The following is an 18,293-nucleotide window of genomic DNA, read 5'->3' as shown; positions in this document are numbered from 1 at the left end:
CCTCTCCATGTCAACCATTATGACTATTTCTTTCGCGAGGTCACGTTGAAATCTGACAACGCAGTCTTGACAGCGCTGACTGTTTGATTTCAAAGTATGGCCAAGCAAGAGATACTACTTGCCGCCGATGGAGAGGAAATCGATTGCCGCTGCGAAGCCATGCTTCGGGCGGGTGGGGCCTTGTTGCCCGATCACTTCTCTTCATCGTCGGTGCGGCCATTGCCAGGGCAGGGCTTGCCTGCGCCGCGTGCGCAGCAAGCAAGTGCATGGCCGCGCAAGCGAATGTCACCCGCGGCAAGAACGCACGCGGGGCATGAAAGGGAGGGAAAAATGAAGCTGATCAAAACAGCATGCCTGGTTTCTGCCGTGGCTCTGGCCGCACCGGCCTATGCCCAGACCGCGCCGGCCCCTGCACCTGCGCAGGAACCGGCCAAGGCCGCCAGCGACGAAGTGGCGATGCCCGACATCATCGTGACCGCCACGCGCGACAAGACGCTGCTGTCGAAAACACCGATCGCGCTGACCGCCATCACCGGCGACGGGCTGCGTTCCAAGGGCGTGACCAACCCCACCGCGCTGGGTGACCAGGTGCCCGGCCTCTCGATCGACCGCACCAACGGCTTGCAGATCACCATTCGCGGCGTGACCAGCACCGACGGTACCGAAAAGGGCAATCCTTCGGCCGCGTTCCTGGCCGATGGCGTCTATCTGGCGCGGCCCCAGCAGGCCGACGTGAGCTTCATGGACGTGGACCATGTCGAAGTGCTGAAAGGTCCGCAGGGCACGCTCTATGGCCGCAACACCACAGCGGGCGTGATCAACGTGATCACCAAGCGCCCCAGTTTCGACCGCGTGAGCGTGGAAGCCAATGTCGGCGCAGGCAATTACAATGCCTATAACGCCGATGCCGCGTTCAACCTGCCGGTCAACGACTGGGCCGCGTTCCGCCTTTCGCTCAACTATGACACGCGCGACAATTTCGTGAAAGGCGTGGCGGGCGATCCCAACTACAACAACAAGTTCCGCACCAATATCTCGGCCCGCCTGCAGGGCCTGTTCAAGCTGGGCGACCGGGGCGACCTGCTGCTGCGCGGCAGCTATTCGCGCCTGACCGGATCGCGCGACAGCTCGGTCCCGTTCAGCAATTTCTATCAGCTGGGCACCGACAGCAGCTCGGCCGGCAATACCGCGGCCGACAAGGCGCGCGTGGCCACCTGGGCGCCGATCGGCAACACGCGCCAGTCGCTCACCACCTCGCTGCTGAGCGCCAGCTTCAACACGCCGTTCAGCTATACCAGCGGCGGCACGACGTATACCAGCCTGACCACGCACCAGTATGGCGGCGGGGACCAATCCTCGTTCAAGCCCAACGTGCACGACATCGCCTATAACCTCGATGGCGAATTCAATTACGATTTCGGCGGCATCAAGGCCACTTACCTGGGGTCGATCCGGCAATACGAAGCCAAGGAAAACAGCAACGTCCTGAGCGGGGTAAACCTGCCCGGCACGTTCAACGGTGATTACACGCAGCAAAGCCACGAGTTGCGCCTGGCGTCGAGCGGGGACGGCCCGCTCAAGATCCAGGGCGGCCTCTATTACTTCCGCGAAGAATCGCGCATCGCGTTCTATATCTACAACCTGCTGCCCCAGGTGTTCGGCAACACGTTCATCTATGGCTTCCCGCAGCACACGATCTCGTCCACCAAGGGCGCATTCACGCAAGGCACCTACAAGATCACCGACGCGGTCCGGCTGACGGCCGGTATCCGCTACACCGCCGACGATCTTTCCCGCTATGGCCACACCGTGCACCTCAACACGCTGGGCGGGCAGCCCCTGGTGGGCGGGCAATATACGCTCGATCCGGCCGCCGGCGGCGGGCGCAGCTATGTCAACGACGCCACGGTCAAGGGCCGCAAGGTGACCTGGCGCGCCGGCTTCGATGCCGATGTGGCGGGCGGGCTGCTCTATGGCTCGATTGCCACCGGCTACAAGGTCGGCGGCTTTGGCGACGGGTGCTCCACCGGCGGGGCTGGCCAGTCGCTCGTCACGTCGCAGGGCGAGCGCTGCGATTATTCGACCGTGGTCACCGGCACCACCACGCTCAAGTATGGCGACCAGCACGCGATCTATTACGAGCCCGAAACCCTGACCGACTATGAACTGGGCTTCCGCGGCCGCGTGGCGCCGTGGATGAAGATCGACACCAACCTGTTCCTGTATGATTACAAGAACCTGCAGTTGAGCGCGATCATTCCGATCAATGGCGCCAACCAGACGGTGACGACCAACGCGGGCAAGGCGCGCGTGCTGGGCTGGGAATTCGAAACCCAGTTCTATCCCACGCGCGATCTGAACCTGACGCTGGGCGTGGATCTGACCGACGGGCACTACACCCAGTTCTGCCCGAGCGGCCTGGTCAACGGCAAGTGCACCGCCAACGATCGCGGCCAGGTGGCCAACTATGCCGGGCAGAAGCTGGATCGCACGCCGTCCACCGTGCTCTATGGCAGCATCAATTACACGGTGCCGGTGGGCGAGGGCAATGTCGTCGCCTCGGTCTATTCGCGCTATTCGTCGGCCTATTCGGTGACGGTGTTCGGCGATACCGGGTCCTACTGGCTCAAGCTGTGGACGCCTTCGCAAACCCGCACCCAGGCCAGCCTGACCTATAACGCGCCGAACAGCGCGTGGTACGCCACGGCGTTCGTCAAGAACATCGAGAACAAGGTGGCGCTGGTTACCGGCAGCGCGACCAGCCTGACCATGACCGATCCGCGCACTTTCGGCGTGCGCGCCGGCGTGAAGTTCTGATGCTGAAACGGCGGGCCGCCCGCTTGGGGCGGCCCGCATTTTTCCCTTTTCTCACAAGGATTGTCCGATGAACCGCCACCTGCCTTTCGTGCTCGGCTGCGCTGCCCTGGCGCTGGGTGCCAATGCCCATGCCCATGCCCAGCAGGCGCCCGCGATCGATCTGGCAGGGGCACAGGCCCGCGCCGATGCCACGGTCAAGCAGATGACCGGCGACGAGAAAGTGATCCTCACCCACGGGATGATGCCGCTGCCGTTCCTGCCGGGTACCAAGGTTCCCGAAGGCGCGGTGCCTGGCGCGGGCTATGTGCCGGGCATTGCGCGGCTGGGCGTGCCGGCGCTTACCGAAACCGACGCCAGCCTGGGCGTGGCCTGGGTGGGCGGGCTGCGCAAGGACGGTGCCACTGCGCTGCCATCGGGCCTGGCCCAGGCGGCCAGCTGGAATCCCGAGCTGCTCTATCGCGGCGGGGCGATGATCGGGGCAGAGGCCCGGGCCAAGGGTTTCAACGTGCTGCTGGCCGGCGGCGTCAACCTGATGCGCGATCCGCGCAATGGCCGCACGTTCGAATACCTGGCGGAAGATCCGCTGCTCTCGGGTGACCTGGTCGGCGCGGCGATCGCCGGCATCCAATCGAACCATATCATTTCCACGATCAAGCATTTCGCGCTCAACGGCCAGGAAACCGGGCGCAAATATGTCGACGTCAAGATTGCCGAGGGTGCCGCGCGCGAAAGCGACCTGCTGGCTTTCCAGATCGGCATCGAAAAGGGCCAGCCCGGCGCGGTGATGTGCGCCTATAACCGCATCGGCGGGGCGCAGGCCTGCGCCAGCGACTGGGCGCTCAACAAAGTGCTCAAGGGCGCGTGGGGCTACAAGGGCTTTGTCATGTCCGACTGGGGCGCGGTGCCCGGCGTGGAGGCCGCCATCAATGGCCTGGACCAGCAATCGGGCGAACAGCTCGACAAAGGCATCTATTTTGCCGACACGCTCAAGGCCAAGGCGGCCGGCGACAAGGCCTGGGCCGCGCGGCTTGATGACATGAACCGCCGCGTGCTGACCGCGATCTATGCTGCCGGGGTGGACAAGAACCCGGCGCGGCCGGGCGGGCAGATCGACTTTGCCGCCCATGCCCAGGTGGCCGAGGAAGTGGCCCGACAAGGCATCGTGCTGCTCAAGAACAACGGCGCGCTGCCTTTGGCCAAGACGGCCAAGACAATCGCGGTGATCGGCGGCTATGCCGACAGCGGGGTGTTGGCCGGATCGGGTTCCAGCCTGGTGATGGGCGAAGGCGGCCCGGCCGCCACGCGCTCGCTGGGTGGCGATGGGCCGTTTGCCGCGCTGATGCAGCAAAGTTATCACCGCTCCAGCCCGCTCAAGGCCATCCAGGCCAGCGCGCCCCAGGCCACGATCACGTTCCGCGATGGTCGCTACATCGCCGATGCCGTGGAAAAGGCCCGCCAGGCCCAAGTGGCGATCGTGTTTGCCACCGAATGGCGCACCGAAGGGGCCGATCAGCCCGACCTGTCGCTGCCCGATGGGCAGGATGCGCTGATTGCGGCCGTCGCGGCGGCCAATCCCAATACGATCGTGGTGCTGGAAACCGGCGGGCCGGTGCTGATGCCCTGGCTCGACAAGGTGGCCGGCGTGGTGGAGGCCTGGTATCCCGGCGCCCGCGGTGGCGAAGCGATTGCCTCGGTGCTGTTTGGCGATACCAATCCCGGCGGACGCCTGCCCGTTACCTTCCCCGCAAGCCTTGATCAGTTGCCCCGGCCCAAGCTGGACGGCAGCGATTGGGTGGAGCCCAATTTCGGCGGTGATCCCGCGCCGGGCAAGGACCAGTTGCACAGCGACTATGACATCGAAGGGTCGGACGTGGGCTATCGCTGGTTTGCCCGCAAGGGGCTCAAGCCGCTGTTTCCGTTCGGCTATGGCCTGAGCTACACCAGCTTTGCGGCGCGCGATCTCAAGGTTTCGGGGCTTTCCGCCAGCTTCACCCTGGCCAACACCGGCCAGCGCGCGGGTGACGACGTGGGGCAGGTCTACCTCGTTCGCCGCAACGGCGCCCCGCTGCAACGGCTGGTCGGCTTCAAGCGGTTGAGCCTGGCCGCCGGCGCCAGCCAGAGCGCCAGCGTCACGTTCGATCCGCGCCTGCTGGCCGATTGGAAGGATGGTCGCTGGACGATGCCGGCGGGCGAATACGGCTTTGCCTTGGGGCGCAACGCGGCCGAACTCGGCCCGGTGGTGACGATCAAGCTGCCTGCCCGCGCGTGGAAGGATTGAAGGCCATGGACTCTGCGGTCAACCGGCGGGGTGCCATGGCACTGATCGGCATGGGGGCGGCTGCGGCGGGGGTGCCTGGCATCACCGCCGCAGCTCGGGGCGCCCCGGCACCGGCAGCCCTGGCACGACCCGCCATCACCGGCGCGTCGTGGGTGGCGACGGTGGCTGGTCGGCCATGGCAGGCGCGCCCGTTGCCCGCGCTGGCGCCCGTTCCCGCCGATCTGTTTGCCGTGGGCGCGCAAGTGCGGCTGGATGCACCACGCCAGACCATTGCCGGCTTTGGCGGGGCGTTTTCGGAAAAAGGGTGGGATGCCTTGCAGGCCCTGCCGCCTGCCCGGCGCGCCCAGGCCCTGGCCGCCCTGTTCGGCGATGATGGCTGCGCGTTCAACCAGTGCCGCACCCCGATCGGCGCCAACGACATTTCGCGCGGGTGGTACAGCTATGACGAAACGCCCGACGATTATGACCTCGCGCACTTTTCCATCGCCAATGATCGGGAAACGCTGATCCCGTTCATCAAGGCGGCACAAGGCCTGCGGCCCGATCTGAAAGTCTGGGCCTCGCCCTGGTCGCCGCCCACCTGGATGAAGAAAGGCGGCCATTACGCACAGGCGCCGGCCTGGCCAGGGCAGCCATCGAATGGCATCACGCCCGCGCAACTGGGCCAGGAAGGCAGCGATTCCTTCCGCCTCGATGATCGCACCCTGGCCACCTATGCCCGCTATTTCCGTCGTTACGTGGAGGAATATGCCAAGGCCGGCATCCGCATCGACACGGTGATGCCGCAGAACGAATTCAATTCGGCCCAGCCCTTTCCCAGCTGCTGCTGGACACCCGAAGGCCTCGCGCGGTTCATTCCCTTCCTCGCCCAGGAAATGGACAAGGTGGGCACGCGCGTGTTCTTCGGCACGCTCGAGCGCGGCAATGTGGAGCTGTTCGCCCGCGTCATGGCCCATCCCCAGGCCGCCGCCGCGATCAAGGGCATCGGGGTGCAATGGGCCGGCAAGGATGCGCTTGGCCCCTTGCGCGAACGCTGGCCCACGCTGGAGCTGTGGGGATCGGAGCAGGAATGCGGCGTCGGCACCAACGACTGGCGCTATGCCCGCTATGGCTGGCAGACGATCCGGCGCTATTTCGAAAATGGCGCCAGCGCCTGGACGTATTGGAACCTCGTCATGCCCGAAGGCGGGATGAGCGGGTGGGGTTGGCCACAGAACAGCTTGCTGGTGGTCGATACCAAGGCCGGTACGTTCCGCATGGGCGAGGATTACTGGCTGGTGCGCCATCTTTCCGCCCACGTGCGCGCCGGCGCGCGGATGGTGCCGGTGGAAAGTTTCCTGGGCTATGTGGACCAGCTCGCCTTCCGCAACCCCGATGGATCGCTGGTGCTGGTCGCGAGCAATCCCATCGCCCAGCCTGCCACCGTGACGTATCGCATCGGCAGCAAGGCACTGGCCTTGCCGATGGAGGCGGATTCGCTCAACACGGTGGTCCTGCCAGCCGATGCGCTGGCATGATCGGGGCGTGAACGGGGCATGACAGCGACACGGGAAGCCGGTGCGATGGGCATCGCGCAGGGCAATGCAACCACCACCGGCAAGGCGCACTTTGCCGTGCTCGATGGCTTGCGCGGCACGGCGGCCTTGATGGTCGTGCTGTTTCACATCCAGGGCATCACCGTGCTGTGGCAAGGCGACAAGGTGATCCTGCACCACGCGCCGCTGGCGGTGGATTTCTTCTTTGCCCTGTCGGGCTTTGTCATCGGCTATGCCTATGATGATCGGTGGGGGAAGATGGGCGTGGACGATTTCTTCCGCCTGCGTCTGGTGCGGCTGCACCCCTTGGTGATCCTGGGCGTGCTACTGGGCTTTGCCAGCTATCTGCTCGATCCCTGGGGCGCGCCGGAGCAGGCGATCGCGCTGTCGCGCCTGCTGGTTGCGCTGGTCATGGGCCTGGCGCTAATCCCCACCTGGCCGCTACCCAGCCGCTGGACCGATACCCACCCGCTCAACGGCCCGTGCTGGAGCCTGCTGCAGGAATATCTCGGCAACATTGCCTATGCCCTGGTGCTGCGCCACTGGTCCACCCGCGCGCTGGGCGTGTTGGCGATGGTGAGCGGCGCTGGGCTGGCGGCGAGCGGCGTGGCGCTTGGTTCGCTGGACCAGGGTTCCTATTGGGAAACCCTGTGGATGGCGCCGGTGCGGCTGTGCTTCCCGTTCGTGACGGGGCTGTGGCTCTATCGCTTGCGCGCGCGGTTGCCCCAGGTGCGATTGGGCTGGCCCACGCTTTCGGTGATCATGGTGGTGGCGATGCTGCTGCCGATCTGGCCCGAGGTGGGCGGGATCAAGCTCAACGGCGTCTATGAAGCGGCCTGCGTGATCTTGCTGTTTCCCGCGATCATCGTTGCCGGGTGCCATTCGCAGGCAGGGCCCGTGGTTGGCTGGCTGGTGCGCGCCTGCGGGCGGCTGTCCTATCCGATCTACATCACCCACTTCCCGTTCCTCTACGTGTGGATGAACTATGTGGCCAAGGCGCACCCATCGCCCACGCGCATGGCGGTGATCGGGGTGGGCCTGGTGCCGCTGCTGATCGCAGTGGCCTGGCTGGCCGACGTGGCCTGGGATCGGCCGATCCGGGGTTGGCTTGGCCGGCGCCTGGGCGGGCGCCGCTGACCACGCAGCCGGCGTGGAGACCATTAAGCCCCGCATTTTTGCGCATGCCCGCCTTAGCCGATAGCCACCGTTTTTGCCCCATGCCCCCGGCGATCAGGCAGCAGGCAGGACCGGGCATTGCATCTTCAGGTATTTCACGATCCCAGCGGGCGGCGCGGGCGCTGGGTGCGCGGCGTGGTGGCAGCGATGGCGGTGGCGCTGGTGCTTGCGCTTGCGGGGCTCGGGCTGGCGGTGGGCTGGATGGAGCGGCGGCAGGCGCCCGCCTTGGCCGTGGTGCCCGGAACTGCACCCCTGCCACGCGCCGCCGCGCTCGATCCGGGGCGTGAAAGCGGGGCAGGGGCCTGGCTCCCCGTGGCTCCATCGAGCGCCGATGGCGCTGCGTCCGGTCCCTTGCCGGCTGAGCGCATCGGGTTCCTGATGGCCGGCGATGCGCAAGGGCGCCGCGCCCTGGCCGAGCATGGCGGCGCGTTGAGCGATGTGGCGGTGGGCCTGGTTTCGGTGCGCGGGCGCGAACATGCCTGGGTGGAGCAGGACGATCCCGACCTGGCCGCCGCGCTTCGCGCGCAGCCGCGCCTGGGGCTGTTGCTGATGATCCAGAATGACGGGCTCGGCGATGCCGGCTGGGATGGGGCCAACATGGCGCGCCTGCTGGCCGATGCTGCGCAACGCGCGCAGCTGCTCGACCGGATCGAGCGTGCCATGGCGCGCTGGCACGCGCGCGGGCTGGTGCTCGATCTGGAAAACCTGCCGCCCGATGCCCACGGCGATTATCGTGCCTTCCTGGGCGAAGCGCGGGCGCGCCTGGCGCCACGGGGCCAGCGACTGATGATCGCGGCACCGGTGCTCGATCCGGCGTGGGATCTGCGCGCCTATGCTCGCGCGGTCGATCGCGTGATCCTGATGGCCTATGACCAGCACTGGCTGACCGGCCGCGCCGGGCCGATCGCCGGCCAGCCGTGGTTCGCGCGCGCGGTGGCCGATGGCGTGGCGGCGGTGGGGCCAGGCAAGGCGGTGGTGGCGCTGGGCAGCTATGCCTATGACTGGCCCGATCGCGGGGTGGCCGAACCGATCGGCCTGGCCCAGGCCTGGCAGCGCGCGCAGGCCGCCGGCACCACGCCCCGTTTCGATTCCCGCAGTGGCAACAGCGGCTTTGCCTATCGCCAGGACGGCACGCGCCATCAGGTGTGGATGATCGACGCGCTGGCGAGTTGGAACCAGTTGCAGGTTCTGCGCGCGCTGGCGCGGACGGATGCCGCGCCGGTTGGCCTGGCCCTGTGGCGCCTGGGTGGGGAAGATCCCGGCTTCTGGGCGGCGCTGGCCGGGCAGGCGCGCGATCTGGCCCTGTTGCCGGCGCCCGACGGCGTGAGCCTGGTCGGCCAGGGCGAAGTGCTGCGGATCGGTGCGGCGGCAGCACCTGGCTGGCGCGAAGCCGGCGTGGGCGCTGATGGCCTGATCCGCCAGGCGGTCTATCGCCAGTTGCCCGCTGCCAACCAGGTGCAACGCGCCGGGCTTATGCGCAAGCAAGTGGCGCTGACCTTTGACGATGGCCCCGATCCACGCTGGACCCCGCAGATCCTGGCCATTCTCAAGGCGCACGGCGTGCCGGCCACGTTTTTCGTCACCGGCAGCAATGCGCTGGGCGAGGCCGGCCTGCTGCGCGCAATCCTGGGGCAGGGATCGGAACTGGGCAACCATTCGACCACGCATCCCGATCTCGATCGCATGGGCAACCGCGCCGTGGTCCTGGAAATCAATGCCACGCAGGCGCTGGTGGAAAGCTATACTGGCCGGTCCATGCGGCTGTTTCGCGCGCCCTACCTGGGCGATGCCGATCCCGGCACGGCGGCCGAATTGCGTGTGCCGCGCATTGCCGCGGGGCTGGGCTATCTGACCGTGGGCCTCAATGTCGATCCGCTGGACTGGACCGGGGCAGACGCGGCCACGCTGGTGGCGCGCACCGTGGCGCAAGTGGAAAGCGGCGATAGCCATGAAGCGCGCCAGATCGTGTTGCTGCACGATTCGGGCGGGGATCGCAGCGCCACGGTGCGCGCGCTGCCGCAGATCATCGCGCAGTTGCAGGCGCGCGGCTATCGCTTCGTCACCGTTTCGGCGCTGGCGGGCCTTTCGCGCGATCAGGCCATGCCGCCGCTGGCCGGGCCGCGGGCGCCGGCGGCGCAGGCCGCAGGAGGGCTGTTTGCAGCGCTCGGCACGGCGCGGCGCGTGCTGGGCTGGCTGTTTGTCGGTGCGATTGTGCTGGGCATGGCGCGCGCGCTGGCCATGACCGCGCTGGCCCTGTGGCAGGCCCGCCGCCCGGCGCGCGTGCCTGGCCCGGCGCATCTGGTGCCGGGGTTCGTTTCGGTGCTGATTCCCGCATTCAACGAAGCGCGGGTGATTGCCGCCTCGCTGCGCCGGGTGCTGGAATCGCGCGGGGTGCGGCTGGAAGTGATCGTGATCGACGATGGCTCGAGCGACGAGACCGCCGCCGTGGTCGCGCGCGAGTTCGGCCATGATCCGCGCGTTGCCCTGCTGCGGCTGGACAATGGCGGCAAGGCACGGGCGCTCAATCACGGTTTGCAGTTGGCGCGGGCAGACGTGGTGATCGCCCTGGATGCCGATACCCGGTTCGAACCCGATACGATCGCGCGGCTGGCCGCGTGGTTTGCCGATCCTGCCATCGGTGCGGTGGCGGGCAACGCGCGGATCGGCAACCGCATCAACCTGCTCACGCGGTGGCAGGCGGTGGAATATGTCACGGCCCAGGCGCTGGAGCGGCGCGCGCTCGATGCGCTGGGCGCGGTCACCGTGGTGCCTGGCGCCGTGGGGGCCTGGCGGCGCCAGGCGCTGGACGAAGTGGGCGGCTATCCCACCGATACCCTGGCCGAGGATCAGGACCTGACTATCGCCATCCAGCGCGCCGGTTGGCAGGTGGCGTGCGATCCTGCCGCCGTGGCCTGGACCGAGGCGCCCGAAACCATGCGGGCGCTGTGGCGCCAGCGCTATCGCTGGGCGTTCGGCACGCTGCAATGCCTGTGGAAGCATCGCGCCGTGCTGGCGCAGGGCGCCCCCCGCGGGCTCGCCCGGTTCGGCCTGCCGCAGGCCTGGTTGTTTCAGGTGATCCTGGGGCTGCTATCACCGATGATCGATCTGGCGCTGTTGCTGGCGCTGGTCGATCTGGCCTGGCGCACGGCCAACCACGGCTTTTCCGCCTTGGAGGGCGATGTCGGGCTGATGCTGGGCTTCTGGGCGCTGTTTCTGGCCACCGAGCTGGGCTGCGGCATGGTTGCCTATCGGCTGGACGGGCAGCAAGGACGGCTCCCGGTGCTGCATCTTCTGGGCATGCGGCTGGGGTATCGCCAGTTGCTTTATGCCGTGGTGGTGCGCGCGGTGTTCACCGCGCTGACCGGGCCACAGGTGGCGTGGGGCCGGCAACAGCGCAGCGGGCGGTTCACCGTGCCGCCGGCTGTCGCGCCCCTGGCCGAAGAAGCAAGCCCCGCTGCCGCCCCGCTCGACCGGGTGGCCTAGGCCAAGCGCTGGGCGCGCGCCATTACCAGCGCGGCCAGCAGTGTCGCCAGGCAGCCGGTGACGGCCATCGCGGGGCCAAGGCCCGCGCCGGGCCACGCATCTGACACAACGCCCATGATCCATGGCCCGGCCAGCGTGCCGCCCAGGTTGATCGCCACCATCAGCATCGCGGTGATGCGCGTGCGCTGGGCATCGGGCGCGGCTCCCTGCAGTGCAGCCATGCCGCCGCACAGGGCAAACGCCGACGCCATCTGATGGGCCCCAATCAGCGCCACGGCCACACCCGCGTCGGGGGCGAGGGGAAAGGCCAGGGCGATCGGTGCCACCACCAGCATGGCGCCTTGCGCCAGGGCAATCGGTCCGCGCAGCCCGCTGCGGCGCGCCATGGCATCGGCGGCCAGGCCCCCGCCAAGCGTGCCCAGGATGCCAAAGCCCAGGCTCAGCGTGCCAAGCACGAAGCCCGATTGCTGAACCGACCAACCGAACTGGCGTTGCAGCAATGTGGGTGTCCACACTTGTGCACCATTGCCGCCCAGCACCAGGCAGGCATAGGCCACGATCAACAGCGCCGGCAAAGCGCCGATGCGCCAACCCGCAGCCCCGCGCATGGCGACGGACGGCGCCGTGGCGCGCTCGCTTTCACCGCCACGTGGCGCCGGGCACAGGGCCAGGGCAACCGCGAGCGCCAGGCCCGGCAACACCAGGAGCAGGAACGCCACCTGCCAACCGGCCATGGGCCCGAGCAGCGGCACCATGTGGCGTCCCGCCGGATCGAAGCGCAGCGCGATCCACGCGCCCACCAGCAAGGCCAGCCCGTTGCCAAGGTATATGCCGGTCTGGAACACGCCGATTGCGGTGGCCGTGCGCTCGCGCGGGAACTGGCGACTGATCCAGGCCATTGCGGCCGGCGTCAGCCCGCCTTCGCCCAGGCCCACCGCCATGCGCGCGGCGATCAGCCCGCCCAGCGACCGGGCCAGCCCGCAAGCGCCGGTGGCCAGGCTCCAGGCCATGACCGCGCCAACGATCACCCGCCTTGGCCCGATGCGATCGGCCAGCCAGGCAAGCGGGAATGCGGCAAGCAGGTAGGTCAGCGTAAAGCCCAGGCCATACAGCATGCCAGCGGTGCCATCGCCCAGCCCGAGATCGCGGCGGATCGGTTCGATCAGCAAGGACAGGATCTGGCGATCGACGAACGACAGCGTGTTGGCGGCCATCAGCAGCAGCGGCAAGGCCCACCGGCGCCAGGCCGTCTCGGGGCGGAGCGCGGTGGCGGTCATGCTCCCGTCACGGCCTGGCCGGGCCTGCGCTGGTCGATGCGCGCTCCATCAGCGCGAAATCCAACACCAGGTCATCGTCCACCGATTGGCCCTTCATGCGGCGGATCAGCCGGGCCAGCGCCTGTTCGGCCATGGCCTGCACCGGCTGGTGCACGGTGGTAAGCGTGGGCCAGATGGTTTGCGCGATGGCATCATCGTTGAACCCGGTCACGGCCAGGCGCTCGGGCACGGACAAGCCGATCTGTGCCGCCACGGCGATCACGGCGGCGGCCATGTCATCGTTGCTGGCCATGATGGCCGTGGGCGGCGCGGCGCGTTCGAGCAAGGCGCGCGCGGCCCCCATGGCCGACTGGAAGCGGAAATCGCCGGGCATCACCAGGCTCTCGTCAGCTTGCACGCCAAAAGCCGCCAGCGCATCGCGATAACCGGCCAGCCGGGCCGCGCTCGAGGTGTGGCCCGCCGGGCCGGTGATGAAGCCGATGCGGCGATGGTCCTGTTCCAGCAGGCGCGTGGTCAATTGCCGCATCGCCAGCCGATCGTCCACGCGCACGGTCACCATGCCGGGGATTGCGGCGCCCGCCGCGACTACCGCCACCGGCACGGCGGCATCCAGGCCGATGCCGCCCGGATCGAGCATTTCGGCATAGGGCGGCGATAGGATCAGGCCCCGCGCGCCGTTGTCGCGCAGGCGGGCGATGGTGTCGGCCAGGCCCGCGCTATCGCCGTTGGTTACCCCGCGCACCAGCAGCTGCGCGCCATTGAGGGCGGCCGCCTGCAGCGCCCCGATCAGCATTGCGCCCAGGAAGCCGTTGGTGACCGTGGAGTGGACGAAGCCGATGCGCAGCGAATCCGCCCCGGCCAGGCTGCGCGCCGCCATGTTGGGGGCAAACCCCAGTTCGGCAACGGCATCGAGCACGGCCTGGCGCGTCGCCTCGGCCATCTTGCCGGTGCCGTTGATGGCGTTGGATACCGTCATCGAAGACACGCCCGCGCGCAGCGCCACGTCGCGGATCGTCACGCACTGGCTGCCGCGCCGCCGTGCCCGCCGTTCCTGGCCCGCGCTCTTTTCGTTGTCTCCCGTCGTGTTGTCCATCCTGGCCTGTCTTGGGGTGAGAGCGGTCCTGCCTGCCGTGGCATTTTGGCGCGGCTTTGCCGGCGGCGCCATCCATGGCCGCCGGGTTTTGCACATGAGCGCGCAAAATCAAGTTGACAGCGATGACATCTTCCGAGATTTAGCGCTAAATTAGATGGTCACCACAGTGGCCTTGTCAACAATGAACACAATGGGAGGATGTTTTGAAAGTTCGCACCCGAGTTCTGCTTGCCGCCGGTTCGCTCGTCGCGCTGTCGCATGCGGCGGCCCACGCCCAGGCCGCCCCGCAGGATGGCGCGGTCGTTGCCGATGCCGCCACGGCCCAGGCCAGTGCCGCCGCGCCCGACGCCGGTGAAATCATCGTGACCGCCACGCGCGAAAACACACTGCTGTCCAAGACCCCGGTGGCAATCACCGCGATCGGCGGTGACAGCCTGACCAAGACCGGCGTGACCAATGCCACGCAGCTCACCGAAGTGGCGCCCAACCTGTCGATCGACCGCGGCGGTTCGGCCGGCCTGCAGATCACCATTCGCGGCGTGAGCAGCACCGACAATTCGGAAAAGGGCGATCCTTCCGCCGGCTTCGTGGTCGATGGCGTGTTCCTTGCCCGCCCGCAGGCGCAGGAAGTCAGCTTCTTCGATCTCGATCGCGTGGAAGTGCTGCGCGGGCCGCAGGGCACGCTTTATGGCCGCAACACCACGGCCGGCCTGGTCAGCCTGATTTCGGCCGCGCCGCGCCTGGGCAAGTTCAGCGCCAGCTTCGATGGCACCTATGGCAATTTCAACACGATCCAGGCCACCGGCGTCGTCAACGTGCCGGTGGGCGAAAGCGTGGCCGTGCGCGCGGCGGTGAATTACGACCGGCGCAACAGCTATGTCTACCAGGGCGTTTCCCCCTATACGCTTGACCCTGCTAAGGAAAACCTGTCGGGCCGCCTCTCCGTGCTGATCGAGCCGAGCGACCGCGTGCGCCTGGTGGTGCGTGGCGACTACAGCTCGATCAAGGGCCACCCCGGTGCCGGCGTGCTGCTTTCCAACCTGTACCAGGCGCCGTTCAGCGTGCCTGCCGATGGCCAGCTGGGCACCGATCCGCTGGTGCGCTCGGGCCGCAGCGCGCGCGATGTCAGCACGCTGACTTATCCCGAACGCTGGCAATCGCTGCGCGACAACAACACCTGGGGCGTGCAGGGCGATCTCAAGCTGGATCTGGCCGATTGGCTGACGCTGAACTACATCGGTTCCTATCGCGAACTGACGCGTGACGAACAGTTCACCGGTTTGACCGGGGTGAACCGCACGACCGGCGCGATCGTCACGTCGCCGCAGACGTTTGACGGCAGCTACAACCAGAATTCGCAGGAACTGCGCTTTGCGATCAACACCGGCGGGCTCAAGCTCCAGACCGGCGCCTATTACTTCAAGGAAAAGTCGGACATTTCCTTCCTGCTCTATGGCACCCAGGGGTTCCAGCAGGGGCAGCGCGGCTATATCTTCGGCTTTCCGCAAAAGACCAATTCGGAATCCTTCGCCCTGTTCGGCCAGGGCACCTACAGCCTGGCCGATACCTTCCGCCTGACCGGCGGCGTGCGCTGGACCAAGGACAAGAAGCGCCGCGTGGGCGCCACGATCTACCACGCCAACGTCGACGATCCGCTTGATTTCACCACCGGCACCCAGGCCGGCACCACCAACCCGCGCGGCGTGCAGGATTCGCTCAACAACGCGGAAGTGAGCTACAGCAAGATCACCTGGCGCGGTGGCTTCGAATTCGATGCGGCGCCCACCACGCTGGTCTACGGCACGGTTGCCACGGGCTACAAGGCGGGCGGGTTCAACGATGGCTGCCTGGCCGGGACCGCCAATTGCAACGGCAGCGCGGTGACGACGCCCGATCTGCTCTATTACCAGCCCGAAACGCTCACCTCCTACGAAGCCGGCTTCAAGGCGCGCATCGGCGGCAATGCCCTGCGCCTCAACGGCAGCGTGTTCCATTACGACTACACCAACCTGCAGCTCTCGCAGTTGACCCTGGTTGCCGGATCGCCGGTGCAGCGCACGCTCAACGCCGGGCGCGCCAAGGTTGATGGGGTCGAACTGGAAAGCGTGATCAAGCCGGCGCGCAACCACCAGATCGATCTTTCGGTGAACTGGCTCAACGCCCGTTATACCGACTACCTGATCGATTCGGCCGGGCCGCTGACCGCGCAGTTCGCCGGCAAGAAGCTCGACCGGTCGCCCGAATGGACGGTGTTTGCCGGTTATACCTGGACGATTCCCCTCGGCGATGGCGATGTGCAGCTGGGTGCGCGCACGCGCATGTCGGCCAGCTATGTCATCACCGCGCCAGCCTTGCGCGCGCAGTTCCGCCAGCCGGCCTTCACCAAGACCGATCTGAGCGCAACCTACAATGCGCCGGGCGGGGCTTGGTATCTCCAGGGCTTTGTGCGCAACATCGAAAACCGGCTCACGCTGTCGAGCGCACAGATCGTTGCCAATTTCGGCGGCACGTTCGACGATGGCACGGCGCAGCTTTCCGATCCGCGTCTTTATGGCGTGCGCGCGGGCCTGCGTTTCTGATCCACCCTGTGGGGCCGTGCCGATCCACGCACGGCCCCGCTTTTTGCCTTTGGGAAAGTCCTTGCCGATGAAGCGTGCCGCTGCCTTGCTGATCGCCCCGTTGCTGGCCCAGGTTCCTTCCGGCATGCTGGCGGCCCGGCCCGCCTTGCCCCCGCAGCCGGCGATCGCGGCCGATACGGGGCCGGTGCTGACCGTTGCCGGCGCACGCTTCCGCGATCTTAATCGCAATGGCCGGCTCGATCCCTATGAGGATTGGCGCCTGCCGGTGGCGCGCCGCGTGGCCGATCTCGTCGCGCGGATGACGCTGGCGGAAAAGGCCGGGGCGATGATGCACGGCTCGCTTGCCGCGCGGGACAACGTGGTGGGCGCTTCCACCCTGGGTTACGATGTCGCAGCAGCGCAGGCCGCGATCGATGGGCAGCACATTACCAGCTTCATCACGCGCCTGGCCGTAACGCCCGAACGGATGGCAGAGGAAAACAATGCGCTGCAGCGTCTGGCCGCCAAGACGCGGCTGGGCATTCCCCTGACCATCAGCACCGATCCACGCCACCATTTCCAGGTGACGGTGGGCGCCAGCGCGGCCGCCAGCGGCTATTCGCAATGGCCTGAAACGCTGGGCTTTGCCGCATTGGCCGATGCCGGCCTGATGCATCGCTTTGCCGATCAGGCGCGCCGCGAATACCGGGCCAGCGGCATCCACATGGCGCTTTCGCCCCAGGCGGACTTGTTCACCGATCCGCGCTGGCCGCGCGGCACCGGCACGTTTGGCGCCAATGCCGATCTCGCCGCCAAGATGGTGCAGGCCTATGTCAGCGGGTTCCAGGGCAGCGCCACGACCCTGGCCCACGATGGCGTGGCCACCGTGGTCAAGCACTGGGTGGGCTATGGCGCCAATCCGCAAGGGTTTGATGGGCACAATTACTATGGCCGCATGGCGGTGCACGACGATGCCACGCTCAAGACGCATATCCGCCCGTTCCTGGGCGCGTTCGCGGCCGGCGTGGCAGGGGTCATGCCCACGTATGACATCGTCAGCGGGCCGAGCGTGGCGGGCAAGCCGCTGGAGCCGGTGGCCGCCGGCTACAACGCGCAGTTGCTGGGCCTGCTGCGCAAGGATTATGGCTACAAGGGGCTGATCCTGTCGGACTGGGGCATCACCCGCGATTGCACCCCGGCCTGCCGGGCGCCAACCGCGCCGCAGACGCCGAACGAGATCGCCATGCCGTGGGGGGTGGAAGACCTGACGCCGGCGCAACGCTATGCCAAGGCCACCAATGCCGGGATCGACCAGTTCGGTGGCGTTACCGAACCCGAGTGGATCATCAAGGATGTCCAGGCCGGAACGATTCCGCTCGCCCGCGTGAACGCGGCGGTGGCGCAGGTCATGACGCTCAAGTTCGAGCTGGGACTGTTCGACAATCCGCTGGTCGATCCGGCCGCCGCGCGCAATATCGCGCCGCCTGCGGTGATGGCGCAAGGGCGCCAGGCCCAGGCGCAGGCGCAAGTCCTGCTGCGCAACGAGGGCGGGCTGCTGCCACTTGCCGCCGGCACGCGCGTGTTCCTCAAGGGCATCGATCCGGCCCAGGCGAAGGCGCATGGGCTGGTCGTGGTCGATCGCGCGGCCGATGCGCAAGTGGCGCTGATGCGTGCCGATACCCCGTCGGAACGGCTGCACCCCAACTATTTCTTCGGTTCGCGCCAAAAGGAAGGGCGCCTCGATTTCCGCCCCGGCAACGCGGATTACGATGCCGTGGCGGCCATTCCCGCCAGCGTGCCGGTGGTGCTCGCCGTGTTCCTCGATCGCCCGGCGATCCTCACCGATATCCTGCCCAAGACCCGGGCCGTGCTGGGCAATTTCGGAGTGAGCGACGAAGGCCTGCTCGACGTCGTCACGGGGCGGGAAACCGCGCGCGGGCGCCTGCCGTTCGAACTGCCGCGCTCGATGGCGGCGGTGGAAGCGCAGAACCCGGCGGTGGGCGATGACACCGTCGATCCGCTGTTCCCGTTCGGCTTTAGCCTGGGGGCGGGGCCGCAATAGGCCACGCCGCCCAG

Annotated in this window: 9 protein-coding genes; 7 read left to right on the top strand and 2 right to left on the bottom strand. The window is 67.4% G+C overall.

Annotated features, from left to right (window positions below; all coding sequences use genetic code 11):
- Positions 1-330: 330 nt before the first annotated feature.
- The 5 genes from FHW94_RS18655 (at position 331) to FHW94_RS18635 (ending at position 11,289) form a co-directional block, all read left to right on the top strand.
- A complete protein-coding gene (locus FHW94_RS18655) occupies positions 331-2,817 on the top strand; it encodes a TonB-dependent receptor (RefSeq protein ID WP_168557349.1) in 2,487 nt (828 codons plus the stop codon).
- A gap of 67 nt (positions 2,818-2,884) precedes the next feature.
- Positions 2,885-5,095 carry a glycoside hydrolase family 3 protein gene (locus FHW94_RS18650; protein WP_168557348.1) on the top strand — a complete coding sequence of 737 codons (2,211 nt, stop codon included), beginning with the start codon at positions 2,885-2,887 and terminating at the stop codon, positions 5,093-5,095.
- A 5-nt stretch (positions 5,096-5,100) separates the two neighbouring features.
- Positions 5,101-6,612 (top strand): glycoside hydrolase family 30 protein, encoded by a 1,512-nt coding sequence (locus tag FHW94_RS18645; RefSeq protein WP_168557347.1) that lies wholly within the window; start codon positions 5,101-5,103, stop codon positions 6,610-6,612.
- A gap of 18 nt (positions 6,613-6,630) precedes the next feature.
- Positions 6,631-7,767: an acyltransferase gene (locus tag FHW94_RS18640; protein WP_168557346.1), complete on the top strand. Its 1,137-nt coding sequence runs from the start codon at positions 6,631-6,633 to the stop codon at positions 7,765-7,767.
- A gap of 117 nt (positions 7,768-7,884) precedes the next feature.
- Positions 7,885-11,289, top strand: coding sequence for a glycosyltransferase (locus tag FHW94_RS18635; protein WP_168557345.1), 3,405 nt, complete (start codon positions 7,885-7,887; stop codon positions 11,287-11,289).
- Here the strand turns inward: FHW94_RS18635 and FHW94_RS18630 are convergent.
- Positions 11,286-12,566 carry an MFS transporter gene (locus tag FHW94_RS18630; protein WP_168557344.1) on the bottom strand — a complete coding sequence of 427 codons (1,281 nt, stop codon included), beginning with the start codon at positions 12,564-12,566 and terminating at the stop codon, positions 11,286-11,288. The two genes, FHW94_RS18635 and FHW94_RS18630, sit on opposite strands and share 4 nt — an antisense overlap.
- Positions 12,567-12,573: 7 nt before the next feature.
- Positions 12,574-13,659 (bottom strand): LacI family DNA-binding transcriptional regulator, encoded by a 1,086-nt coding sequence (locus FHW94_RS18625; protein WP_168557343.1) that lies wholly within the window; start codon positions 13,657-13,659, stop codon positions 12,574-12,576.
- Between the two features lie 203 nt (positions 13,660-13,862).
- Here FHW94_RS18625 and FHW94_RS18620 point away from each other — a divergent pair, with 203 nt between their 5' ends.
- Positions 13,863-16,238: a TonB-dependent receptor gene (locus tag FHW94_RS18620; RefSeq protein ID WP_246866262.1), complete on the top strand. Its 2,376-nt coding sequence runs from the start codon at positions 13,863-13,865 to the stop codon at positions 16,236-16,238.
- Between the two features lie 67 nt (positions 16,239-16,305).
- Entirely contained in the window at positions 16,306-18,279 is a 1,974-nt protein-coding gene (locus tag FHW94_RS18615; protein WP_168557342.1) for a glycoside hydrolase family 3 protein, read from the top strand.
- Positions 18,280-18,293: the final 14 nt, after the last annotated feature.

Source organism: Novosphingobium sp. SG720, assembly GCF_012275365.1.
Lineage (GTDB): Bacteria > Pseudomonadota > Alphaproteobacteria > Sphingomonadales > Sphingomonadaceae > Novosphingobium > Novosphingobium rhizosphaerae.
Note: the sequence above shows the minus strand (reverse complement) of the source record. Positions and strands in the feature narration are given on the sequence as shown.